Source organism: Jejubacter calystegiae (assembly GCF_005671395.1).
Taxonomy (GTDB): Bacteria; Pseudomonadota; Gammaproteobacteria; order Enterobacterales; family Enterobacteriaceae; genus Jejubacter; species Jejubacter calystegiae.
On the sequence record NZ_CP040428.1, the window covers coordinates 219,791 to 242,116 of the forward strand.

General features: G+C 58.6%; 20 protein-coding genes. 3 read left to right on the top strand and 17 right to left on the bottom strand.

Annotation, left to right across the window (positions count from 1 at the left end):
- Positions 1-11 precede the first annotated feature (11 nt).
- The 13 genes from FEM41_RS00935 to FEM41_RS00995 all read right to left on the bottom strand — a co-directional run bounded on the left by FEM41_RS00935 (position 12) and on the right by FEM41_RS00995 (position 11,104).
- On the bottom strand, positions 12-1,481 hold the full coding sequence (locus FEM41_RS00935) for an aldehyde dehydrogenase (RefSeq protein ID WP_138093471.1): 1,470 nt from the start codon (positions 1,479-1,481) through the stop codon (positions 12-14).
- Between the two features lie 9 nt (positions 1,482-1,490).
- The gene (locus FEM41_RS00940; protein WP_138093474.1) at positions 1,491-2,273 is read right to left on the bottom strand and encodes an aspartate dehydrogenase; all 783 of its coding nucleotides are present in this window, start codon (positions 2,271-2,273) and stop codon (positions 1,491-1,493) included.
- Between the two features lie 11 nt (positions 2,274-2,284).
- On the bottom strand, positions 2,285-3,079 hold the full coding sequence (locus FEM41_RS00945) for an SDR family oxidoreductase (protein ID WP_138093477.1): 795 nt from the start codon (positions 3,077-3,079) through the stop codon (positions 2,285-2,287).
- The gene (locus FEM41_RS00950; protein WP_138093480.1) at positions 3,063-3,836 is read right to left on the bottom strand and encodes an alpha/beta fold hydrolase; all 774 of its coding nucleotides are present in this window, start codon (positions 3,834-3,836) and stop codon (positions 3,063-3,065) included. Before FEM41_RS00950 ends, FEM41_RS00945 begins: the two co-directional genes overlap by 17 nt.
- 10 nt (positions 3,837-3,846) lie before the next feature.
- Positions 3,847-4,350 (bottom strand): cupin domain-containing protein, encoded by a 504-nt coding sequence (locus tag FEM41_RS00955; RefSeq protein WP_421805384.1) that lies wholly within the window; start codon positions 4,348-4,350, stop codon positions 3,847-3,849.
- A gap of 46 nt (positions 4,351-4,396) precedes the next feature.
- On the bottom strand, positions 4,397-5,656 hold the full coding sequence (locus FEM41_RS00960; RefSeq protein ID WP_138093486.1) for an MFS transporter: 1,260 nt from the start codon (positions 5,654-5,656) through the stop codon (positions 4,397-4,399).
- A gap of 33 nt (positions 5,657-5,689) precedes the next feature.
- Positions 5,690-6,886, bottom strand: a complete 1,197-nt coding sequence (locus FEM41_RS00965) for an NAD(P)/FAD-dependent oxidoreductase (protein ID WP_138093489.1) — start codon at positions 6,884-6,886, stop codon at positions 5,690-5,692.
- The gene (locus FEM41_RS00970) at positions 6,883-7,809 is read right to left on the bottom strand and encodes a VOC family protein (protein WP_138093492.1); all 927 of its coding nucleotides are present in this window, start codon (positions 7,807-7,809) and stop codon (positions 6,883-6,885) included. The genes FEM41_RS00965 and FEM41_RS00970 overlap by 4 nt, the downstream gene beginning before the upstream one ends.
- Before the next feature lie 89 nt (positions 7,810-7,898).
- Positions 7,899-8,687 carry an IclR family transcriptional regulator gene (locus tag FEM41_RS00975; RefSeq protein ID WP_138093495.1) on the bottom strand — a complete coding sequence of 263 codons (789 nt, stop codon included), beginning with the start codon at positions 8,685-8,687 and terminating at the stop codon, positions 7,899-7,901.
- Between the two features lie 9 nt (positions 8,688-8,696).
- Complete coding sequence (locus FEM41_RS00980) at positions 8,697-9,446, bottom strand: SDR family oxidoreductase (protein ID WP_138093498.1); 750 nt, start codon at positions 9,444-9,446, stop codon at positions 8,697-8,699.
- Positions 9,446-10,465, bottom strand: a complete 1,020-nt coding sequence (locus tag FEM41_RS00985) for an aromatic ring-hydroxylating oxygenase subunit alpha (protein WP_138093501.1) — start codon at positions 10,463-10,465, stop codon at positions 9,446-9,448. Before FEM41_RS00985 ends, FEM41_RS00980 begins: the two co-directional genes overlap by 1 nt.
- Before the next feature lie 10 nt (positions 10,466-10,475).
- Complete coding sequence (locus tag FEM41_RS00990) at positions 10,476-10,784, bottom strand: recombinase-like helix-turn-helix domain-containing protein (protein ID WP_138093504.1); 309 nt, start codon at positions 10,782-10,784, stop codon at positions 10,476-10,478.
- The gene (locus FEM41_RS00995; RefSeq protein WP_138093507.1) at positions 10,781-11,104 is read right to left on the bottom strand and encodes a Rieske (2Fe-2S) protein; all 324 of its coding nucleotides are present in this window, start codon (positions 11,102-11,104) and stop codon (positions 10,781-10,783) included. Before FEM41_RS00995 ends, FEM41_RS00990 begins: the two co-directional genes overlap by 4 nt.
- A 436-nt stretch (positions 11,105-11,540) precedes the next feature.
- On the opposite strand from FEM41_RS00995, the gene FEM41_RS01000 reads away from it, so the two are divergent.
- Positions 11,541-12,755 (top strand): MFS transporter, encoded by a 1,215-nt coding sequence (locus tag FEM41_RS01000; RefSeq protein WP_138093510.1) that lies wholly within the window; start codon positions 11,541-11,543, stop codon positions 12,753-12,755.
- A gap of 60 nt (positions 12,756-12,815) precedes the next feature.
- Here the strand turns inward: FEM41_RS01000 and speB are convergent, their stop codons facing one another.
- Both speB and speA read right to left on the bottom strand, forming a co-directional pair.
- Positions 12,816-13,736: an agmatinase gene (gene speB, locus FEM41_RS01005; RefSeq protein WP_138093513.1), complete on the bottom strand. Its 921-nt coding sequence runs from the start codon at positions 13,734-13,736 to the stop codon at positions 12,816-12,818.
- A gap of 193 nt (positions 13,737-13,929) precedes the next feature.
- The gene (speA, locus tag FEM41_RS01010) at positions 13,930-15,906 is read right to left on the bottom strand and encodes a biosynthetic arginine decarboxylase (protein WP_138093517.1); all 1,977 of its coding nucleotides are present in this window, start codon (positions 15,904-15,906) and stop codon (positions 13,930-13,932) included.
- Positions 15,907-16,596: 690 nt separating this feature from the next.
- Between speA and metK the strand changes: the two genes are divergently transcribed.
- Entirely contained in the window at positions 16,597-17,751 is a 1,155-nt protein-coding gene (gene metK / locus FEM41_RS01015; protein WP_138093520.1) for a methionine adenosyltransferase, read from the top strand.
- 578 nt (positions 17,752-18,329) lie between these two features.
- Positions 18,330-18,950, top strand: a complete 621-nt coding sequence (locus FEM41_RS01020; protein WP_138093523.1) for a hypothetical protein — start codon at positions 18,330-18,332, stop codon at positions 18,948-18,950.
- Between the two features lie 7 nt (positions 18,951-18,957).
- Here the strand turns inward: FEM41_RS01020 and FEM41_RS01025 are convergent, their stop codons facing one another.
- Together FEM41_RS01025 and FEM41_RS01030 are read right to left on the bottom strand one after the other, a co-directional pair.
- The gene (locus tag FEM41_RS01025; RefSeq protein ID WP_138093526.1) at positions 18,958-20,121 is read right to left on the bottom strand and encodes an HlyD family type I secretion periplasmic adaptor subunit; all 1,164 of its coding nucleotides are present in this window, start codon (positions 20,119-20,121) and stop codon (positions 18,958-18,960) included.
- A gap of 86 nt (positions 20,122-20,207) precedes the next feature.
- Positions 20,208-22,310 (bottom strand): type I secretion system permease/ATPase, encoded by a 2,103-nt coding sequence (locus FEM41_RS01030; protein ID WP_138093529.1) that lies wholly within the window; start codon positions 22,308-22,310, stop codon positions 20,208-20,210.
- Positions 22,311-22,326: the final 16 nt, after the last annotated feature.

Sequence of the window (22,326 nt, forward strand, 5' to 3'; positions counted from 1 at the left end):
CAGCCCTTTTGTTAGTCGCACCAGTGGTTAACGCCGTTACCGGTCGCCAGATAGATGCTCTTTTGCTGCATCCAGGCTTTCAGCCCCTGAATGCCCTTCTCGCGGCCCAAACCGCTCTCTTTAAAGCCGCCAAACGGCGTGGAAATAGAAAAAACTTTGTAGGTATTAATCCAGATAGTGCCCGCCTCAAGCGCCTGCGCCAGCCGCAGCGCCCTCCCGGTATCCCGGCTCCAGATACCCGCAGCCAGGCCGTAGACCGAATCATTAGCCTCGGCAATTAATTGCTGCTCGTCGTCAAAGGCCATCGCCACCAGCACCGGCCCAAAAATTTCTTCCTGGCAGACCTGAGCCGTATTCTCCAGCCCTTCAATAATGGTGGGCTGGAACCAGTTACCGGCCGCCAGTTGAGGATCGGCCGGGATCTCGCCACCGCACAGCACTTCGCCCCCTTCGTCACGGGCCATCTGAACGTAGCTCATCACCTTGTCGCGATGCTGCGGGCTAATCAGTGGCCCGATATGGGTGCCCGGCGTCAGCGGATGACCGATCCGCAAACCGCGGGTCAGTTCCAGCAGCCGGGTCATCAGCGGCTGGTAAACGCTGCTGTGAACAAAAAGGCGAGCGCCTGCGATACAGGCCTGACCGCCAGAGCTGAAAATGCCGTAGCAGATACCGCGCGCGGCCTGCTCGATATCGGCATCTTCCAGTACGATGGTGGGCGACTTGCCCCCCAGCTCCAGCGACGTGGAGATCAGTTTTTCCGCCGCCACATGGGCCAGATGACGCCCGGTGGAAGTACCGCCGGTAAACGAGATTTTGCGCACCTTCGGGTGACGGGCCAGCGCATCGCCGATTATCGATCCTTTCCCCGGCAGTACGCTGAGCAACCCGGCAGGCAGCCCGGCCTGTTCGAAGATCCTGGCCAGCTCCAGCGCCATCAGCGGCGTCGCTTCGGCAGGTTTCAGGACAACCGCATTACCGGCAGCGATGGCCGGTGCCACCTTCTGCATTTCACTGGCGATCGGCGAATTCCAGGGGGTGATTGCCGCCACCACGCCCAGAGGCTCGTAGTGACTCAGGGTCATCACCTCGGGAATACGCGGCGTCGGCAACTCCCCTTCCAGCAGTTCGCAGGCTGCCGCAAAGTAGCGGGCCGTTCCCGCCGCGCTCATGACCAGGCCGCGGGTTTCCGCCAGCGGTTTACCGTTATCACGGGTCTGAAGTTCTGCCAGCGTATCCACCCGTGATTCAATGATCTCAGCCACCCGCGAGAGGATCCGCGCCCGCTGATGCGGCAGGCTGTTGCGCCATGCAGGATCTCGCCACGCCGCTTCGCCACGCTCGACCGCCGTTTCCAGATCGGCCAGATCTGCCGCATAAAGTTCGGCATTCACGGAGCCGTCCGCCGGGAAGCGGCTGTGCATCAAATTGCCACCACCGCGGCGCCACTCTCCGCCAACAAAAATATCCAGAGATTCCATGGTTACTCCTTACTGTTGCGCCAGTTCACGGCAGGCACGCACCGCACTTAACGCCGCCAGGGTCGAGGTTTTGGGATTACTGGCTAACGGCAGCCCGCTCAGCTCCAGGCTAAATTCGCCAAAGCCCCCGGCAGCATGCAGGGTGTGAGTGTTACGGGTGGTTTGCGGATCCACCATGAGCTGAACCCGGGTTTCATCCATGCCCACGCCGCCCAGTGCCACGGTGGCCGCTACGTTGGCATTGGCCGGGAACAGTTGTGCTGCTTCACGGGCGCTGCCTTCAAAGAAGATCTGCGCTTCGCTGACCGAATCCAAGTCGATCAGCTTTTCCGCGTGGCTACCGCGCCAGCTGGCCGGACTTTTACGCGAACGGTAGGTCACCCGGTAGAGCCCCCCTTCTTTTGCGGCCTCCAGTCCGTCAATGCCCGCCACCGCACCGGCGAGCAGGGTCAGCCTGCCGTTGCCTGCGCGTCGGGCAGCCGCCAGACGCTGTTCCAGCGCCGCATCCGCCAGCGCGCCGGTGGAAATCACCGCCAGATGCCAGCCCCGGGCCAGCACCGCCGCGCCATATTGCGCCACCGCCTGCTGGCTGGCGCACTCCAGCACCAGGTCCGGGGCGCCCGTGCAATCATTCACCTCAGCCAGCGCTTCCACCTTCCCGTGAAAGCGGTCGCGGATAGCGGCATGATGGCGCTCGCGCGCCACAATCCAGCCCAGTTCCACGCCCTCTGGCAGTCGCTCAATCACCGTCTGCGCCATCGCGCCGTAACCGATTAGCATCACCTTTTTCATGGTCGCGCTCCTTACAGGTGTCGGCAAAAACCGCCGGACACATCCAGCGCCGCACCGGTAGTAAAAGACGCCAGCGGCGAAGCCAGGAACAGCAGCGCCTGGGCGGGTTCCTGGGGTTTACCCAACCGCCCCATCGGAATACCGCGCTTGCGGGCTATCTCGCCTGTCCACTGGGGCCAGCTCTGGGATTTATCGGTGCGATTTTCAAAGCGGCGTCGCCACTGCCCGGATTCCACCATCCCCAGCAGAATCGAATTCACCCGGATCCCTTTTTCGACCAGATCCTTCGAGAGCGTCAGCGTCATATTAAGCAGCGCCGCCCGCGCCGCGGAGGTCGCAATCATGTGCTCTTCCGGTTGCAGGGCCAGCAGCGAATTAACGCAGGTGACAGAGGCGATATCCGAACGTTCCAGCCACGGCAGAAACGCCTGGAGCGGATTAATCACGCCGAACAGCTTCAGTTCGGCTTCATGCAGCCAGGCTTCACGTGGCGTGTCGGCAAAATGGGCCACAAAGCCCTGACCTGCGTTGTTGATCAGCATATCCACGCCGCCAAAACGTTCGGCGACCGCGGCGGCAAACTGTTTAACCTGCTCTTCCTGCAATACATCGCAGCGCTGCGCCAGAATTTCGGCTTCCGGGTATTCCCCCTGGAGTGCCGCCAGCGCGCTGGCGAGCCGGTCGTCATCGCGACCACAGAAGGCCACCTTCGCCCCTTCGCCCAGCAGCAGGCGCAGGGTCTCAAAGCCGATTCCCGAGGAGCCGCCGGTGACCACCGCTACGCGGTCCTCAATTTGTGCATTCATAGCTCGCCTCTTGCATTACCCGTATAAGCTGTTGATTAAAAAAACTGTCATTGTCGAGATAGCTGGCATGCCCCGCCTGAGGGATGGCGACCCCTGGCGCATTCCAGCGCTGGGCCAGTCCCCAGGCGTTTTCCGGGGGGGTAATGGCATCCTGTTCGCCACACCACACTTCCAGCTCACAGCGGCAATCCCCCAGCCAGCGATGGATATCGTCATCGGCCAGCATCCGGGCCGCTGCCAGGAATCCTTCCCGACGCAGGCGGCGCATACCCTCCGCCACGGTGTCGATATCCTCAGGACGGGCACCCGGGCGCAGCAGTTTGTCCGCCCGGGTGCGGGCCAGGTTTTCCATCCCCTCCGCCGCCTGCCGTTCGCGACGGCGCCAGACCTGCTCGCGCTGCTCCGGGGCCGCCTGTCCGTATCCCTGAGCCGGATCCGCCAGGATCAGGCGCATCACCCGTCCGGGATAGCGGGCAGCGAAGGCGCTGGCGACCAGCGCCCCCAGCGAGTGGCCAAGCAGCACGGTTTTCTCTACCCCTGCCCTGTCCAGCATGACCGCCAGGGCATCGGCGTAGTCCGCCGCCATCGGTTTTTCCTCTTCAGGCATCGGGCTGTCGCCGTAACCCGGCATATCCCAGGCCAGCAGGCGGTACTCCTTCAACGCCGCCATCTGCTTATACCAGGAACGGCTGCCGGAACTGATGCCGTGCAGCAGCGTCAGCGCCGTACCGCTCCCCGTCTCGCGCCAGCAGGTCATAAGCCGCTCCTTATTTTTTATCGCGCTTCACTTTGGAGAGCGGATGATCTTCCGGATAGCTCGGAATATGCGGCTTCGGCGTACCCAGCATCACGCACATCAGCGCTTCTTCCTCGCCGTGGTTCAGCAACCCGCGGTAAATCCCCGGCGGAACCGAAATCAGGTCACGCTCGCGCAGTACCGTTTCGTAATACTGGTCACCGTCCTGAATCATCAGGGTGATGGTGCCCTTGAGCATAAAGAACACCTCTTCCACGTCGTCATGCAGATGCAGCGGCCCTTCACACTTCGACGGCAGCACCATGGTGGAAAAGGTAAAGTGTTCGGCGGGCACCGTGTTGGTGTCGCTGGCAACGCCGGTAGCACCGGTGCCGATGTAGCGCATCTGGGCGCGGCGGTATTTCGGGTCGAAATCGGCCTGGAATTTCAGGGCGTTCCAGTCATATTTACGCCCTTCGAAACGGGCGATACGCGACTCCACCCACTCTTCCATGCTCAGGTTTTCCGGCTTCATTTTGGCGCCGGACGCCAGGGTTGTGGTCTCAGACATCATCGTCTCCTTAATAGCGTTTCAGTAACGGCAGTAACAGCGCGCAGCCCAGCACCGCAATCACCACCAGAAAGATCAGACCGCTGTCCATACTGTGGGTGAAGGCGATAAGCGCCCCCATCACCGCCGGGGACAGCGCGCCGGCGAAGTTACCCAGTCCGTTAAACACACCGCCCGCCGTGGCGCTGACCGCCGGTCGGGTCGCCTTAGCCAGCAGCGCGAAGATGTTGGGCGCACCGGTACCCCACATAAAGGTGCTGAAGCTCATGGCGGCAATGACCGCCAGCGGCGTATTCAGATGCAGCACCAGCCACAGACCGATGGCGGCGCCCCCCATCGAGATAAAGCAGGCGGCGGCCCTGCGATCCACGCGATCCGACAGCCAGGCGCCGATCACTTCCCCCACCAGCATGGCGATAAAGGGCAGCGACGACATCCAGCCCGCATGCTCCAGGTGAATGCCTTTTCCCTTAATCAGATAGCCCGGCAGCCAGCCGTTAATGCCCCACAGGTAGGTCATAAACGCGATGTTAAAGATGCAGACCATCCAGAAATACGGGCTGGCGAACAGCTCACGGCGTGCGGCGCTGCGGGCTTCCGGCGTGGGAGCGCTCGCCTTGTTCTGCCCGGCTTCCATCCGTACGTGGCGCAGCCCGAACCGCACCAGAAACAGCACCGGCAGGGTCAGAATCGCCATGGTGAAAAAGGTGCTCTGCCAGCCGAAGTGGTTCAGCAGCCAGATAGACAGCGGAAAACCGATGGCGGCGCCGAGCGGCGTGCCCAGCAGCCACATCATGGTGGCGCGCGCCTGCAAATGAGACGGGAACGAGTGGCGAATAATCGCGAAGGCCAGTGAAAACAGCGGCCCTTCGGCAATGCCCAGAAGGATGCGCAATACCAGCATGGCGTTATAGGAGTGGGTAAAACCCATCAGGGCCATCAGCCCGCACCAGCTCACCATCATCCAGGTCAGCAGGCGCACCGGCGCAATGCGATCGCCCAGGCCGCTCAACAGCATGGATGAAAAGCCATAGCTGAGCAGGAAGGCGGTCATCAGCAGACCGAGTTTGGTGGTATCGAAACCGATGCCCATGGCCTGCTGGAATCCGTCGTCGGAAAACAGCGCCGCTATGCTTATCTTGTCGAAAAAGGCCAGCAGTACGCAGGCGAGAAGGGCCAGCGGAATCGACCAGCGGACCGGCATTTCGGACGTGCGCTCCCCCTCACCGCTCGCCGCCCGGGGCGCGGTGTCTGTCTCTAAAGTAGTCATGCTTGCACTCCCCCTCGCGGGTATGGCTTTCCCTTAACGCAGGGACATCAGTGAAAAGTCAGGATCGGTCAGCGGTTGCTGCGACAGATCCCGCCCGGCAGCCATCCAGCGTTTGGCGAGTTTGACGGTGCGGGGGTCATTAAAGGCCACCAGTTGCGTCAGCCGTCCCTGCGCATCCAGCGAGAAAAAGAGCGTACCGCGCGCGTCGCGCCGCACCAGGGTCCGGGTGTCGGGCTGCGGGATCCCAAGGATCTGAATGTTGTGCTGATATTGATCCGACCACAGCCATACCTCTTCGTCATAACCTGGCGCTGCGGCATCCAGCATCGCTCTGGCGGCGGCAATGGCCTGGTTTTGCGCAAAAGCCCAGGACTGGGGGCTCAGGCCAAAGCGCGGATGCTGCGCCACATCGCCTGCGGCAAAAATCGCCGGATCGCTGGTGCGCCCCTGAGCATCCACCACAATGGCGCGCTCAACCGCAAGACCGGCATCCCGCGCCAGCCCGACGTTAAGATCCACCCCGATCCCAACCACCACGGCGTCAAACGACTCGCGCCGTCCGTCACAGTGAATCACCGGCAGTCCCGCGTCATCGCTCAGCTCCAGCGGCCCGCAGCCGCAGCGGATCGCCACGCCCTGCGCTTCATGCAGCGCCTGGAGTTCGGCGGAAACCAGGGGCGACACCGAACGCTGGCACAGAGCCTGCTGCTGTTCGAACAGCGTGACCGCCACGCCGGATTTACGCGCCGAAGCGGCAATCTCCAGCCCTATCCAGCCGCCGCCCACCACGGCCAGCCGTTGAGACTGCCCCAGTCTCTGCTTCAGGCGTCGGGCATCTTCCCAGTCGCGCAGGGTGTAAACATACGGATGGGCGCGCCAGGTTTCGTCCGGCACTCTGGCCCGCCCGCCGGTGGCGATCAGCAACTGGTCGTAATGCAGCTTTTCACCGTCGTTCAGCACAACCGCCTTTTCGTCGCGCAGAATGGCTTCGGCGCGCTTCGGGCGATACCAGCGCAGGTCGAGCTGCCGTTGCACCTCTTCGCTAAACAGCCGCGGCAGAGACGGGCTCTCTTCCAGCAGCGCCCCCTTAGAAAGCGGCGGACGCTCGTAGAAATCCTGATCTTCCTGGGCCACCACGCAGATCTCTCCCTGCCAGCCGCCGTCGCGCAGGGTCTTTGCCGCCCAGCCACCAGCCTGACCGCCGCCGATAATGACAATGCGCGCCGTCATGCCGCCTCCGACTTTTTCTGCTGGCGTCGGGTTTCATAGTCGATCCCCCCTTCCACCGCCCATTCAGTGAAGGAGACCAGCGAATGTTCCAGCTCACGCGGCTGCCAGTTTTCGGTGAGGTAATCTTCGTTGGTGTAGTACTCAAAAGCGCCGCCGGTGGGGCTGTTGACGTACCAGAAGTAGGCCGAAGAGATGGGGTGACGCCCCGGACCGATAAAGGTGCTCCACTGCTGCTTGTTCATCGCCAGCCCACCACCTATCACCTCGTGAATATCGCGAACGGTAAAGGCCACGTGATTCAGGCCGCGCCCGCGATGCGGCAACTGCAACAGGAACAGATTGTGGTGACCGCCCCGGGCCTGGGTGCGCAAAAACACGGCGCGATCCACGTAGCGATCGGAAACCTGAAAGCCCAGCACGTCGCAGTAAAAACGCTCCACCGCCGCCAGATCGTCCACAAAGAACACCACGTGACCGATGTTGATAGGCTCCGCTTTTTCGTAGAGCGGGCTGGGTTTATCCACCCGACGCATATCGCCCCACTGGTTGATGGGGTCAACGTCAAGCGTCACCGGCTGCTGCTGTGTGACCTGCACCCGCAGGGTCATGCCGTTGGGATCGCGACACTCCAGCGCACCGTCCAGCTCGCGGAAGCCCGGCTGTGCGCTCAGCTTCGGGCGCAGCGCCGCCAGGGCCTGGTCGTCGGCCACGCCCCAGGTCATACGGCGCAGCGTAGAGCCCTGTTCAAACGCCGGGGGCAGTTCGCCGTCGTCCAGCGGAGACAGTTCAACCCGGGCACCGCTCAGCGTGGTGAAACGGCGCTGTGAACCGTCATCACGCAGGCCGAAATCACGCATAAAGGTGGCGCTACGCGTCATGTCTTCGACGCCGAATTCCAGCTTTTCAATTCCCGTTACGCTCATGGTTATTCGCCTCGTTATTCGTTCTGTGCCCGGATTCGGGCGTAAAAGGGTCCCGACACCATCAAGTGCCTTTATCTAAGTTATTGATTTTATGAAGCCTGCGACAGGTGCCCTAAAAAGCCGGAAATTTTGTCCGCCGCCAGTCTGACTTCATTTTGCAGACGTTCCCTGTCGCTTTTTGGTACTTCATCGGAGGGCACCATAATGCTTATCACCGCCGCCACCCGACCGTCGCGATCGTAGATGGGGTAGACAATGGAGGAGATGCCCGGCCGGAAAAAAGATTCACCGACCACAAAGCCGCGCGCCCGGTCGGCCTGAACCATCTGCCACAGCGCCTCGCGCTCCCGGGGTTGCCCGGGGGTATTACCCGGCAGGCGCTCGTCCGGAAACAGCGCCTCAAATTCGGCGCGTGAAATATCGGTCAGCAGCATTCTGCCCAGCGAAGTGCAGTGCACCGGCAACCGGGTACCGACGCTGACCTGGTTGATGCGCGCTCCGGCGGCGCTGACCCGGGCGATGTAGATAAGATCCCGGCCGTCGCGAATCGCCAGGTGACTGCTGCACTGGCTGCTGTCGCGTAGCTGCTCGATAACAGGTTGTCCCACCTGAGCCACATCCAGCGACGAAATATATTCAAAGCCCAGGCGCAGCACGTTCATCCCTAAGCGGAAGGTGTTAGTGCGAGCGTTGCGCTCCAGAAAGCCCATGTGTTCCAGCGTCTGCACCACCCGGTAGGCGGTGGCTTTCGGCATATCCACCAGCCGGTGTAGTTCGGCAAAGGTCAGATCCTGATGCTGTTCGCTAAAGGCCAGCAGCAGCTGAAGACCGCGTTCCAGTCCGGGAATCAGATACTTACAGGGTTGTGCATCCGCCATCGTCGTTCCTTAGTTAAAAACAAAACCGCCGTTAATCGGTAACAACTGTCCGGTGACAAAGCCGGAGAGATCGGAAAGCAGCCAGACAACGCTACCGGTGACGTCCTGCGGATGCTGAGCCCCCGCCAGCGCCCGTCCGTTTTCATATAGCTGGTGGCGTTCGGCGGGTACGTATTCGGTGGCTTCTACCCGGGTCAGTCCCGGCGCAATGGCGTTCACCCGAATCCGTCGTTCGCCCAGTTCGCGAGCCATGGATCGCGTCATGGCGATCACCGCGCCTTTGCTGGCAACGTAGGCCATCAGGCGCGGTGCGCCCCACAGCGCGGTGTCGGAAGCCACATTGACGATGCTTCCCCCTTCGCGCAGCAGCGGTACGGCGGCGCGAGTGGTGAGCCAGGTGCCCTTCACGTTCACCTGCATCACCCGATCCCAGAGATCCGGGTCGTACTCCATCATGTCTTTACCGCCCACGCCGGTGGCCAGCGCCGCGTTATTCACCAGCCCGTCGATGGCTCCCTGTTCGCCAATGGCGTTGAAGGTTGCCTCGATTGCAGCAGGATCGGCCAGATCGATGGGATACGATTCGATCTCACAACCGCTGGCGCTCAGGCGCTGGGCGCACTCCGCCAGCTCGCCCGCGAGGATGTCACACATCACCACCCGGGCGCCCTGGCGCGCCAGGCCTTCGGCAAAGTCCGCCCCCAGCCCGCGCGCCGCGCCGGTAACGACGATGCGCTTATCCGCCAGCAGCCCGGACATCAGGCGGCCCCCTTCTGGGCTTCGCGTTTGGCAAGCTGCTGGGTGGCCTCTTTCTGCATGACGCGGCGCAGGCGCGACATCCCGACATCGTGCTGATACAGATACTCATGGTCGCGGGCATTCGGCGCCAGGCTTTCCAGCACCACGCGATCCTGCTCCAGAACTTCCCAGTGCAGTTTTTCCAGACGATTGCGGTACATAAAGCGCCACAGGTCGCGCTGCCAGTCCTTCACCTTGCGGATACGCCAGAAGAAGACCCGGCAGTTGTCGTTGTCCTCCGGCACCACCATGCCGACTATCCAGAAGTGGCCGCCCGGCCCGAAGCGCTTCTTATACGGAATGGACAGACGCATCCAGTAAGCGCCGCTGGCGCCAAACTCCACCCAGTCGAAGTTCACGCCGCTCTGGCCTTTTTTCTCAAATATAAAACCGGTTTCAGTGGGCAGTAGCTGCATATCGGCTTTGCGATCCCCTTCCGCCATGGAGTGGGAAGAGGAGTGCAGGTAGGTGCCGTGCATCGGGTCCATCACGTTTTCCAGCGCATACTGGTAGTTACAGTTCCAGGCGGCGGTACACAGGAAGTTACTGTAGCTGTCGGTATCCGCCAGCTCCTGGGGGAACACCAGCTCAGTGGGCGCTTCGTCGGTCACGCCGAACCACAGGAAGATGGCGCCGTGTGCTTCCTGCACCGCATAACTGCGTACGCACTGCTGACCCACCAGCGGACACCTCGCCACCGCCGGAACGTCTTTCACTTCGCCGCTGCCAGCCACTTCCACACCGTGATACCAGCAGGCGATGCGATCGCCCAGGTTCCAGCCCATAGACAGGCGGGCGCCGCGGTGCGGGCAACGATCTTCCAGCGCCTGTACCTGGCCATCTTTATTGCGCCAGATAACAATCTGCTCACCCAGCCGGGTAATGCCCACCGGCGCCGACTGTACTTCCCAGCTTGCCAGAACCGGATACCACTGGCCGCGCAGCCCCTTGTCCAGATATTCACGAACTGTCGTTGTCATCTTTTCCCCCTCAGTAACCGTTAACCTGCAAAAATGCCCGGAAGCTCTGTTCGTTCCAGGGTTCACCCTGGTGATCGAAGATCCGCTGCGCATTCAGGCCATCCACCAGCGCTTCCAGGGTTTCGGCGCCCTGGTCGAATAGCTGTTCCAGGGCATCAATCAGCCGAAGTTCAAAAGGCTCCGGTACGCGGGGACGGGTCTGCCAGATAATGTTCTGATACTGGCCCGGCTGATGAATGGCGCCATTGCCGCCTTCTGCCGGTGGGGTAAACTGCCGGGTTTCCGGCAGTTGGGGGTTAAAGTCCAACGTGTCGCTCATTCTACTGTCTCCGGTATAAAGGTAATTTGGATCTGATTTTCAAATACCCGAACCGGATAACGGTTCAGGTTACGCCCGCCCGGGCCGTGCAGGCAGGTACCGGTGCGGACATCAAAAACCGCTTCATGCAGGGGGCACTCCACCTTGCCATCTTCAACGAATCCCTGGCTTAGCAGGGCATATGCGTGGGGGCAGACATCTTCCAGCGCGAAATATTCGCCATCGACCAGATACACCCCAATCTCTTTCCCCTCTACGCTGCCGCTAAAGGGAAAATCTTCCTGTACTTGTGCAACATCACACACGCCTATCCAGCTCATCGCGATCCTCCAGGCCCTTGTTTCATATATGAAACATTGTTTCTTATTTAATACAGCCAATATAAGAGTGAGGTTTTTCAGGTCAAGGGCCAATGTGATGAATTTGTTAAAAGAAATAAGGAATATCGCACAAGTGTGCAATTGATCACGAAAAATTGTTGGTATATGAAATTGTGATTTATTTTCTGTTTTGTGATGTCGCTTAGTTATATTTATTTTTTCCGCTATCAGATCCGCCCTGTCTATTGACAGTTTTTATTAAAACCCGCTAAACACAGAATATCCATGCGCTAATAACGGTTTAAAATATGAAACCACATAACACTTACCAACTGAAAAACAAAGCATTTTTCAAGATATTTCATTTCGTGTCGAAACTGTCACGATGACTTAAGGTTAATCTGCGGCTGTATCTGTCCAACAGGAGGGAATGCCAATGTTTTCCGCAAGATGGCAAGGCGTACTGGCATTACTTTTATTAATCGTGATCGCTTATGTGGACCGGGTAAATATTTCGGTGATGATTCTTAACCCCGAATTCGCCGCCCACTTCCAGCTTAATGATAACAGGATGTTACAGGGAATGTTAATGACGCTGTTCCTGCTGGGCTACGGTTTTTCCGCCCTGTTATTAACACCTCTAATGGAAAGTAAAATGCATTATCGTCAGGGGCTGCTGGTCAGTATCCTGATCTGGGCAATTATTTGCGCTGTCTCGCCATTACTGGGCTCGCTGATGGGGCTGCTGGTCGCTCGTCTGCTGCTTGGCGTGGCCGAAGGGCCGCTGTTTTCCATGAAAACCCGCTATATCAGCGATCGCTTCGCCACCAACGAACTGGGCAAGCCAAACGCCGTAAGCGCCCTGGGTATCTCTCTGGGCCTGGCGGTGGGCTTTCCGCTGATTACCTGGCTGATGCAGCATCTGGGCTGGACCGGCTCCTTTTATGTTCTGGCACTGCTCAACCTGATTATCGGCGGTGGTCTGGTGTGGGGCTTTCTGCCGCCGCCGCCGGCCCTGCGTCGTCTGAACCGTCTGCGCTTTCGCACCACTTTTCTGCTTGCCTGGCGTACTCCGCTGCTGGGTTGGATCCTGCTGGTAGAGATCGCCACTCTCAGTTATCTGTGGGGCAACAGCGCCTGGCTACCGGCCTGGCTGCGCGACGAACATCACTTTTCACTCCAGGCCACCGGCCTGCTGGCGGCGCTGCCGTTTTTGCTAAGCCTGGGCGCCAAATTTCTGGGCGGCGTGCTGCTGGATAAACTGCCGCCGGACAGGGCTCCCCTGCTGTTTATCGTCGGCGGCGCCACTACGGCCTGTGCGGTAAGCGGGCTCATGCTGAGCCACCAGCCTGGCTGGCTGGCCTTCTGGATGCTGACGGCAAATGCCTGCTGGGGAATTCAGGGGGCGGCGATTCCGGTGGTGGTACAACAGCGTGCGCCATCGGAAGCGGTAGGCAGCGCCTACGGCATTATTAACGGCATCGGCAATCTATGCGCCGCCTTTATTCCAATGCTAATGGGAGGGGTGATGGGCTGGATGGGGTCGGTCAGCGCCGGTTTTTCGGTGCTGGTCGCGTCACAGTTGATAACGCTGGCGGCGGGGACCATGCTGCTGGTGAAAATGCGCCGTTCGGCGGCGCTGATGGCGTAATACTCCCTCACCCCCGTCCCTCTCCCAAAGGGAGAGGGACGGGGGTGAGGGAAAGGGTAATTACTGCCCTTTCTTCGACGCCTGCAGATAGAGCATCTCCAGCGCCAGAGTTGCGGCAGCCAGCGCGGTGATCTCCGATTGATCGTAGGCTGGCGCCACTTCCACCAGATCCATCCCCACGATATTCAGATCTTTAAGCCCGCGCACCAGCTTCAGCGCGCGATCGGTGGTCAGGCCGCCAATCACCGGCGTGCCGGTACCCGGCGCGTGGGCGGGATCCAGACAGTCGATATCAAAGGTCAGATAGACCGGCATATCGCCCACGATCTGCTTCACCTGGGCCAGTACGTCATCCACGCTGCGATCGTTCACCTGCGGGGCATCCAGCACCGTAAAGCCATTGTCTTTATCGAATTCGGTACGGATACCGATCTGCACGGAACGGGTCGGATCGATCAGACCCTCTTTCGGTGCGGTATAGAACATAGTGCCGTGGTCAAACTCGCTGCCGTTGCCGTAGGTATCGGTATGGGCATCGAAGTGCACCAGCGCCATTTTGCCAAAGTGTTTCGCGTGAGCGCGCAGCAGCGGCAGCGTCACAAAGTGGTCGCCACCGAAGGAAAGCATACGTTTACCGGCCGCCAGCAGCTTTTCAGCGTGAGCCTGGAGGTTTTCGCTCATGTTGCGGGCATCGCCGAAGGCGTAAACCAGGTCACCGCAGTCCACGACATTCAGGCGCTCGCGCATATCGAAGTCCCACGGGAAACGGTTACCTTCCCAGGCCAGTTGGGTGGAGATCTGGCGGATCGCCGCAGGCCCGTGACGGCCACCGGCCCGACCGGAAGTCGCCATATCGAAGGGAACGCCGGTAATCACCCACTCTGCATCGCTGTCGTAAGGCTGGAAGTTCAGCGGTAAACGTAAAAAACCAAAGGCATTGGATACCAGGGAGTTGTCAAACTGATGGCCTAAGGTGCTCATGATTTTTCCTCTCGGATAGGTAAAAAAAATCCCTTCCTCGTCGTTAGACCCGACGAGGAAGGGATTGAATATTTATCTTTGCCCTCGAATTATGGCCGCATTCGTCCGACTGTTCAACAGGCAGATAGCCCGCGGCGCGTCGGTGAAGCAAAGAGTGTGAGCCAGCGAAAAATTATCCCTGACTCGCCACGTTTTATTCATCTTCCAGATAGGTGTAGCCATATAGTCCGGCTTCGAACTCTTCCAGGAACTGCTGCTGTAGTGCATCGTCAAGACCGGTCTGTTTCACCTGATCCCGGAAGCGGGTCAGCAGCGTATCAGGGTCCAGTTGCACGTAGCGCAGCATATCCGCCACCGTATCGCCCTCGTCGGAAAGCTCTACGGTCACGTTGCCTTCGGCATCCACAAACACATCCACCGCTTCGGTATCGCCGAACAGGTTATGCATATTGCCGAGGATCTCCTGATAGGCGCCTACCATAAAGAAGCCCAGCAGCGGCGGATTTTCCGGATCGTAATCCGGCAGCGGCATAGTGGTGGCTATCCCGTCGCCGTCCACATAGTGGTCGATGGCGCCATCGGAATCGCAGGTAATATCCAGCAGCACGGCACGGCGGCTGGGGGCATGATTCAGCCCTTCCAGCGGCAGCACCGGGAACAACTGGTCGATCCCCCAGGCATCCGGCATCGACTGGAACAGCGAGAAGTTGACGTAAAGCTTATCCGCCATCCGCTCCTGTAATTCATCGATAATCGGACGATGAGCGCGGTTCTGCGGATCGAGCTGTTTCTGGATCTCATGGCACATGTTGAGATACAGCTGCTCGGCCCAGGCGCGCTGGCTCAGATCGAAGCTGCCGGACGAATACCCGGTGTGGATATCGTGCAGATCCATCTGACTGTCGTGCAGCCATTCGCGCAGCGAACGGCGGTTAGCCGGTTCGTGCATCTCCTGCCAGGTTTCCCACATGCTTTGCAGGGCCCGGGGCGCATCCGGCTCCGGCGCCTGAGGCACGGTATATTCGTTGCGCTCGACCCCGATAATATTAGAGACCAGCACGGTATGGTGGGCGGTCACGGCGCGGCCGGATTCGGTAATCACCGTCGGATGCGGCAGGCCGTGCTCTTCGCAGGCGTCGCCAATGGCCCAGATAATGTTGTTGGCGTATTCGTTCAGTCCGTAGTTCACCGAGCAGTCGGACTGCGAGCGGGTACCTTCATAATCCACGCCCAGACCGCCGCCAACATCGAAGCACTGGATATTAACGCCCAGCTTATGCAGCTCCACATAGAAGCGCGCCGACTCACGCACCCCGGTGGCGATATCGCGGATGTTCGCCATCTGGCTGCCCAGGTGGAAGTGCAGCAGTTGCAGGCTTTCCAGACGCCCCGCTGCGCGCAGCGTTTCGACCAGTTGCAGAACCTGGGTGGCCGCCAGCCCGAATTTGGACTTCTCGCCGCCGGAAGACTGCCATTTACCGGATCCCTGAGAGGCCAGGCGCGCACGTACCCCCAGGCGCGGCACCACATTCAGGCGCTCCGCCTCTTCCAGTACCATGGCGATCTCGGTCATCTTTTCGATAACCAGATAGACTTTATGGCCCATCTTTTCGCCGATCAGCGCCAGGCGGATATATTCGCGATCCTTATAGCCGTTACAGACAATCACCGAACGGGTCATACCGGCGTTAGCCAGTACCGCCATCAGTTCTGCCTTAGAACCGGCCTCCAGCCCCAGCGGTTCGCCGGAGTGGATCAGCGATTCAATCACCCGGCGATGCTGGTTGACCTTGATCGGATAGACCAGAAAATAGTCGCCGTGATAGCCGTAAGATTCCCGGGCGCGCTTAAAGGCTGCGTTAATGGAACGCAGCCGGTGCTGCAGGATCTGGGGAAAGCAGAACAGCGCGGGCAGACGCTGCCCTTTCGCTTCGCGCTCCTTCACCAGACGGGCAAGATCGACCCGCGCCTGCGGAATATCAGGATCCGGGCAGACGCTGATATGGCCCAGTTCATTGACGTCGTAATAATTATTGCCCCACCAGGCAATATTGTAGGTACGCAGCATCCTGCTAGCCTCCTGGGAACTCATTGCCACCTCCTGCATTGAACGGAGTGTGCCCTGTTCGCCTGCTGACGAACCCGAAACAAAAGAAATGTCGTCAGACATTGCGAACCTCAGTGTTGCTGATAAGTGTATAACTATATGCCGCTACTGCGGAAAATAGCGTTCCATCGACATCAGGCCGTCGCCAGCCGTTAGGGGTAAACGATCCCATATTTATCATCGTTAAAGACACCGGAACATCACGAGAAAACCCCGAAAAAACGGAGCGACCTTAATTATGAATTCCAGCCAAACCGGCTCGGGAGTCCTGAGAAGCGCCGGTATGGGGTAACCGACCAGAAAAATGCGGAAGGGAAATATAGGGTGGCGTTATCGCGGCACGCTGGGCGCAAATCATATGCAGGAAACGGTGGTTCATCTGTCGTATCACCTCCTCGCCTTCGCCTGGCGATAAAGTCTCACATCATGCTTTACGCTATATGCCGCGTAGCGGCGATTTATACCGATATCAGCGCCAAAAAGCAAAGCAAAAATAGCCGGAAAATCTCCCCATTTAGGGTTAAACCGTAGGGATAAATGTTTAACACAATGTGTCCATCTTCAAAAATGACTGGAAAAGCGCGGAGGGAATAACCTAGAATAGCCGTCCAGAAGTTAATCCATCTATACTGATTAACACACAGACTTCCTGTGGATTACCTGCGCAAGCCTCCTGACACAGCACATTGCGCTGTTCGGACCTCATTACGCAGCAGTCTAATCTCAACGAATCGATCTTAGGGTGAAGAAATCATGGCAAAACACCTTTTTACGTCCGAGTCTGTATCAGAAGGGCATCCCGATAAAATTGCTGACCAAATCTCCGATGCGGTGCTGGACGCCATTCTGGAGCAGGATCCTAAAGCACGCGTGGCCTGCGAGACTTACGTAAAAACCGGTATGGTGCTGGTCGGCGGTGAAATCACCACCAGCGCCTGGGTGGATATCGAAGAGATCACCCGTAATACGGTGCGCGATATCGGCTATATCCATTCTGATATGGGTTTCGACGCTAACTCATGCGCGGTACTGAGCGCCATCGGCAAGCAGTCTCCGGACATCAATCAGGGCGTTGACCGCAGCTCACCGCTGGAACAGGGCGCTGGCGACCAGGGTCTGATGTTTGGTTATGCCACCAACGAAACCGATGTTCTGATGCCGGCACCGGTGACCTATGCCCACCGTCTGGTACAGCGTCAGGCTGAAGTGCGTAAAAACGGCACCCTGCCGTGGCTGCGCCCGGACGCCAAAAGCCAGGTCACTTTCCAGTACGACGACGGCAAAATCGTCGGCATCGATGCCGTGGTGCTTTCCACCCAGCACGCCGAGGATATTTCTCAGGCCGATCTGCACGATGCGGTGATGGATGAGGTAATCAAGCCGATTCTGCCGACTGAATGGCTGAACGAATCCACCAAATACTTTATTAACCCGACAGGCCGTTTTGTTATCGGCGGCCCGATGGGCGACTGCGGCCTGACCGGTCGTAAGATTATTGTCGATACCTACGGCGGCATGGCCCGCCACGGCGGCGGCGCCTTCTCCGGTAAGGATCCGTCCAAGGTTGACCGCTCTGCAGCTTATGCGGCGCGCTATGTGGCGAAAAACATCGTCGCTGCCGGTCTGGCGGATCGCTGTGAGATTCAGGTTTCCTACGCTATCGGCGTGGCGGAACCGACCTCCATCATGGTGGAAACCTTCGGTACCGAGAAAGTGCCGACCGAACAGCTGACCCTGTTGGTTCGTGAGTTCTTCGATCTGCGCCCGTACGGCCTGATTCAGATGCTGGATCTGCTGCACCCGATCTACCGTGAAACCGCTGCTTACGGTCACTTTGGTCGCGAACACTTCCCGTGGGAAAAAACCGACAAAGCGGCTCAGCTGCGTGAAGCTGCCGGTCTGAAGTAATTCTTCAGCCTGTCGAATCCGGGGTCAGCACTGTGCTGGCCCTTTTTTTGTTTCATCAACTTCAGATAGCCTGAATCTATTCCTTCCCACCAGATAACTCTACGCTGAATAATAAACACCCTGTTTATTAATAAGCACCGTTTACCTTTTTTGAAATCTTATTATCCTTTATTGCTGTGAAATAAAGATTCCTCCTAACATTTATCGCGATCTCAGGATCTTTTTACGGTTCTGTGCAATAATGATCTGTACATCAAGTTTTCCGGGTACCTACATCATAACAAAAGCTCACAGAGACCTTTATTATAAAAATGGAAATAAAACACTTAAAGGAAAAGCTACGCCTGCGTTGCGAACAGGTAAAAGCGCTGCCGAACTTTTATGAGGCCATCAGTCTGCATTACCAAATAAATCAGGAGATTTATTGCAAGCAACCGTTATTCTATAAAATCATTCTTCAGGAAACGCGATTTAACATCGTGCTGGCAACCTGCTGTCTGGTATATGGTCATCAGGCATCGTCAATTTCCCAGATAAAAGAATTATGCGCTCACTATAAAATTGCCAGCCCGAATAGCGTGATTGCTATTGTTAGCCTGCTGAAAGTCAGTGGCCGGTTACGTACCTTCAGGGATAGCCAGGACAGGCGCAAACTACTGATTGAGCCTACGGATAAAGGGTTGAGCGATCTGAAGCACTATATGGAGAGCACCTTCCGGCCCCTTGCCCTGCTGTGCCCCGACCACAACTTCTCCTCTTCCCTGCTCGATCGCAAGCAGCAGCGGCGCGACTTCTTTAACCGAGCCGCCGACTATCTGTTCCGCGGTATCGTCTATAAAAATATGCTGCCAGAAGCCTGCCTGTTTCTGGATAAAGATGCCGGAAGAATGATTATGCTGGAGCTGTATAGCGAAGCGCGCCGCCAAACCCAGGAGCCCAGCGTCATTATCCGCTGCTCCCTGAAAGCACTGGCCCGTAAATTTTCAGTTTCCCGCACGCATATTCGCCGCCTGATCCAGGCTGCCGCAGAGCAAGAATTGCTGAGCGAGTTACCCTCGGGCGATATTTTACTCCACCCCGCCTATTTCACGCTGGTAGAAGAGTATATGGGATTCTATTTTTCATGGGCGTTCTACTATTTAAATATCGAGCCAGAATCGATTCATTCAGGGACCGCCGGCGAACCGCCGCGGCCCTGAACGGAAATTAACGTTCGCGCAGTGCCTCCTGAGCTTTATTCAACGGCTTCAGCAGATAATCCAGAATCGTTTTACTCCCGGTTTTAATATCTACCGTGGAGATCATCCCCGGGAATATCGGAAACTTATCATCGTCCTTGTTGGTCAGATAATTGTTATCAGTCAGGATATAAACCCGGTAGTAGTAAATATCGCGTTTCACCTCATCCTGAATGGTATCGGGGGAAATCATCGTCACCTTCCCTTTCAGGCCGCCGTAGATGGAGTAGTCATAGGCGGTGATCTTGACCATTGCCTGCTGGCCGGGATGAACAAAGGCAACGTCCCGCGGCGAGATCTTCGCCTCAATCACCAACTGGTCGTCCAGCGGCACCAGGCTCATCAGCTTACCGTTAGGCGGAATCACGCCCCCCACCGTGGTGACTTCAATATTTTTCACAATGCCGCGCACCGGCGCGGTAAAGGTCAGCCGGGTCAGGGAGTCGGCACGACCGCGCATCACCGAACGCTGGGTTTCAATTTCAGCATTGGCTTTCGCCAGCTCTTCGCGGGCCCGTACGTAGTACTGGTTATGCATTTCGGTGATCTTATTCTCCAGCTCGTTCTTCTGACGCTGGAGCCGCAATACTTCGACCTGGCTGGCTGCCCCTTCCTTCACCAGCGGTATCGTCATGGTCAGTTCACGCTGAACCAGAGCCACGCCCTGGTTCAGCCCGGCCAGCCCCTTTTCCAGGCTGTCGCGTCGGGACTTCCACAGCGCCGTCTCCTGACGTATCAACTCAGAATCGCCTTCCAGCTCCTGAGGGAACACTGGTTCACTATTACTCACCTCGGCATTCAGACGCGCGGCTGTGGCCAGGGCGGCATTCAGCCGCGATACGCTTTCCAGTACGCTCGATTCAGCCCTGGTACGATCCAGTTGCGCCAGCACCTGGCCGCGCTCCACCAGATCCCCTTCCCGTACCGACAGTTTATGGACGATCCCACCTTCCAGCGACTGAATCACCTGCTCATGGGACGACGGCACCACCTTGCCGCTGCCGGTCGTGACCTCATCCAAATGAAACAGGCTGGCCCAGCTCAGGAAGGCCACCAACAGCGCGGCCAGCAACCAGATAATCAACGACGAGCGCGGCAGACGCTTTTCCCGCAGGTTAGATGTTGTATTCATACGCCCTCCTCCATGATGGCTTCAGTCTGCGCCCGGGTCATCGCCGCCGCCTGTTTCGATACCGGCGCCGGTACGTTCAGCCCCGACTATTTAAGCACCACATCCCGTGGCCCATCCATGACCACGCGTCCGCCATCCATCACGATAATCCGCTCGACCAGCGCCAGAATCGACAGGCGATGGGTGGAGACCACCAGAGTACGGCTGGGGCCCAGCCACTGCTGCAAATGGGCGATAAAGCGTTTCTCGCTGATCTCATCCAGCCAGGCCGTGGGCTCGTCCAGCAGCAGAATATTGGGACGCGCAATCAGCGCCCTTGCCAGCAGCAACGCCTGGCGCTGTCCCCCCGACAGCCCGGCCCCCCCTTCGGCAATGGCGTAGTTCAGCCCCTCTTTCTGCTTGCGTACAAACTCATCGGCGCCGCTGATCAAAAGCGCCTGGTAGATCTCCTCATCGCTGGCCAGCGGCCGCCCCAGGGTAATGTTGTCGCGAATAGAACCAAAGAACAGGCGCGCCTGCTGGCTCAGTAGCTGCATATCGCGGCGCACATCCTGAGGATCCAGTCGCGACAGGCCGGTGTTATCCAGCAGAATCTGCCCCTGCTGCGGTATCTGCATTCCCGCCAGTAACTGAAGCAGCGTGCTCTTACCGGCGCCGTTGCGGCCCAGAATCGCAATACGTTCACCGGCCTTAATTTCCAGCCCCGCAATGGTGACATCGTTCACCTTTGCCTCTTCGTCGTAGTAGAAACCGACGTTCTTCAACTGGTAGTGGCCGCGCAAATGAGCCTTGTGAACCCGCTTACCGTGACCCGGATCGTCGATTGGCCGCTGCATCAGATCGTCCAACCCTTTGCGGGCCACCTTCGCCGACTGCCAGCGCGACAAAATGCCGGAGATTTGCGACAGCGGCGCGATGGTGCGCGAAGCGAGAATCGAGGTTCCCACCAGCGCGCCGGTGGTCATATCGCCGTCGATCACCAGATAGCAGCCCACCAGCAGCACCACGGCATAGACGATGGACTGTACCTCCTGGGTCCAGGTCAGCAGCATGCTGGTGATCCAGCGCTGCTTCATCGCCACCGAGGCGGCCACATCGTTGGTATGGTTCCACTGGTTCTGGAAGCGCTGCTCGGCGCGCTGCAGTTTGATGTCCTCAATGCCCTGCACCGCCTCGACCAGGGTGGCGTTGCGAATCGCCGACTCGCGCATCCCTTCGCTGGAAAGTCGCGCCAGCGCCCGCTGCACCAGTAACCCGGGGATCAACAACAGCGGAATCGCCAGCAGCACCACAAACACCAGCGGCCCTCCGATCATCCACAGAATAAAGACGAACAGCAGGAAGAACGGCAGGTCGGACAGCGCGCTGATGGTGGTGGAGGTAATCAGATCGCGCACCGCTTCCAGCTCGCGAATCTGGGAAATAAACGAACCGGTAGATTTCGGCCTGGCGCCGTTGCGGATGCGCAGCGCGTGGGCAAACACCCGTTCGGAAATTCGCAGATCGGCCCGTTTGCCCACCACGTCAGAAACGTGGGTGCGCAGCATTCGCATCATAAATTCGAACAGAATCGCCAGCATCACGCCGCCGAACAGCACCCACAGGGTGGGCTGCGACTGGGCGGGCACCACGCGGTCGTAAACCTGCATCGAAAACAGCATCCCGGCCAGCGCCAGCACGTTAGCCACCATCGCCGCCAGCATAATATCGCCGTAACGCCGCCAGTCCTTCAGCGCCAGAGACCAGAACCAGTTCTTCTGCCATGGCTTCACGTAGTCGTCTACCCGGGCATCGGGAATGGATTCCAGCGGGCGCAGCACCAGCAACGCCTTCAGGCGTGACACCAGTTCCGCGCGCGGCATGGTGGTTTCCAAACCGCCATCGCCGCTAAACTGCAACACGACGTTCTGGTCGCCGTCCATGCGGGTCAGCACCGCAATCTGCCCCTCGCTGAATTCCGCCACCAGCGGCAGACGCCAGGGGTCAATCAGCGAAACATCGGGCGGTACGCTATGGGCGCCAAGCCCCAGCTGGCGCGCCATCTCTTCCAGCACCTGATGGTGCGGCAGATGGCTTTCGTGACTGATGGCGACGCGCACATGCTCTTCTGAATAATCGAGCCGGTAATGGCGGGCGATATTCAGCATCGCCTCCAGCCAGGGCTCGTAACGGGGGGATGTTGTACTCATTTTTCACTTCCTGTGA

Excerpts from the sequence above, each read along its gene's own strand:
- FEM41_RS01025 (WP_138093526.1), bottom strand. The coding sequence starts at position 20,121 with ATGAATACAACATCTAACCTGCGGGAAAAGCGTCTGCCGCGCTCGTCG.
- speB (WP_138093513.1), bottom strand. The coding sequence starts at position 13,736 with ATGAGCACCTTAGGCCATCAGTTTGACAACTCCCTGGTATCCAATGCC.
- FEM41_RS00965 (WP_138093489.1), bottom strand. The coding sequence starts at position 6,886 with ATGACGGCGCGCATTGTCATTATCGGCGGCGGTCAGGCTGGTGGCTGG.
- FEM41_RS00995 (WP_138093507.1), bottom strand. The coding sequence starts at position 11,104 with ATGAGCTGGATAGGCGTGTGTGATGTTGCACAAGTACAGGAAGATTTT.
- FEM41_RS00985 (WP_138093501.1), bottom strand. The coding sequence starts at position 10,465 with ATGACAACGACAGTTCGTGAATATCTGGACAAGGGGCTGCGCGGCCAG.
- FEM41_RS00955 (WP_421805384.1), bottom strand. The coding sequence starts at position 4,350 with ATGAAGCCGGAAAACCTGAGCATGGAAGAGTGGGTGGAGTCGCGTATC.
- FEM41_RS00960 (WP_138093486.1), bottom strand. The coding sequence starts at position 5,656 with ATGACTACTTTAGAGACAGACACCGCGCCCCGGGCGGCGAGCGGTGAG.
- FEM41_RS01030 (WP_138093529.1), bottom strand. The coding sequence starts at position 22,310 with ATGAGTACAACATCCCCCCGTTACGAGCCCTGGCTGGAGGCGATGCTG.
- FEM41_RS00990 (WP_138093504.1), bottom strand. The coding sequence starts at position 10,784 with ATGAGCGACACGTTGGACTTTAACCCCCAACTGCCGGAAACCCGGCAG.
- FEM41_RS00940 (WP_138093474.1), bottom strand. The coding sequence starts at position 2,273 with ATGAAAAAGGTGATGCTAATCGGTTACGGCGCGATGGCGCAGACGGTG.
- FEM41_RS00935 (WP_138093471.1), bottom strand. The coding sequence starts at position 1,481 with ATGGAATCTCTGGATATTTTTGTTGGCGGAGAGTGGCGCCGCGGTGGT.
- FEM41_RS00945 (WP_138093477.1), bottom strand. The coding sequence starts at position 3,079 with ATGAATGCACAAATTGAGGACCGCGTAGCGGTGGTCACCGGCGGCTCC.
- FEM41_RS00950 (WP_138093480.1), bottom strand. The coding sequence starts at position 3,836 with ATGACCTGCTGGCGCGAGACGGGGAGCGGTACGGCGCTGACGCTGCTG.
- speA (WP_138093517.1), bottom strand. The coding sequence starts at position 15,906 with ATGTCTGACGACATTTCTTTTGTTTCGGGTTCGTCAGCAGGCGAACAG.
- FEM41_RS00970 (WP_138093492.1), bottom strand. The coding sequence starts at position 7,809 with ATGAGCGTAACGGGAATTGAAAAGCTGGAATTCGGCGTCGAAGACATG.
- metK (WP_138093520.1), top strand. The coding sequence starts at position 16,597 with ATGGCAAAACACCTTTTTACGTCCGAGTCTGTATCAGAAGGGCATCCC.
- FEM41_RS00980 (WP_138093498.1), bottom strand. The coding sequence starts at position 9,446 with ATGTCCGGGCTGCTGGCGGATAAGCGCATCGTCGTTACCGGCGCGGCG.
- FEM41_RS01000 (WP_138093510.1), top strand. The coding sequence starts at position 11,541 with ATGTTTTCCGCAAGATGGCAAGGCGTACTGGCATTACTTTTATTAATC.
- FEM41_RS00975 (WP_138093495.1), bottom strand. The coding sequence starts at position 8,687 with ATGGCGGATGCACAACCCTGTAAGTATCTGATTCCCGGACTGGAACGC.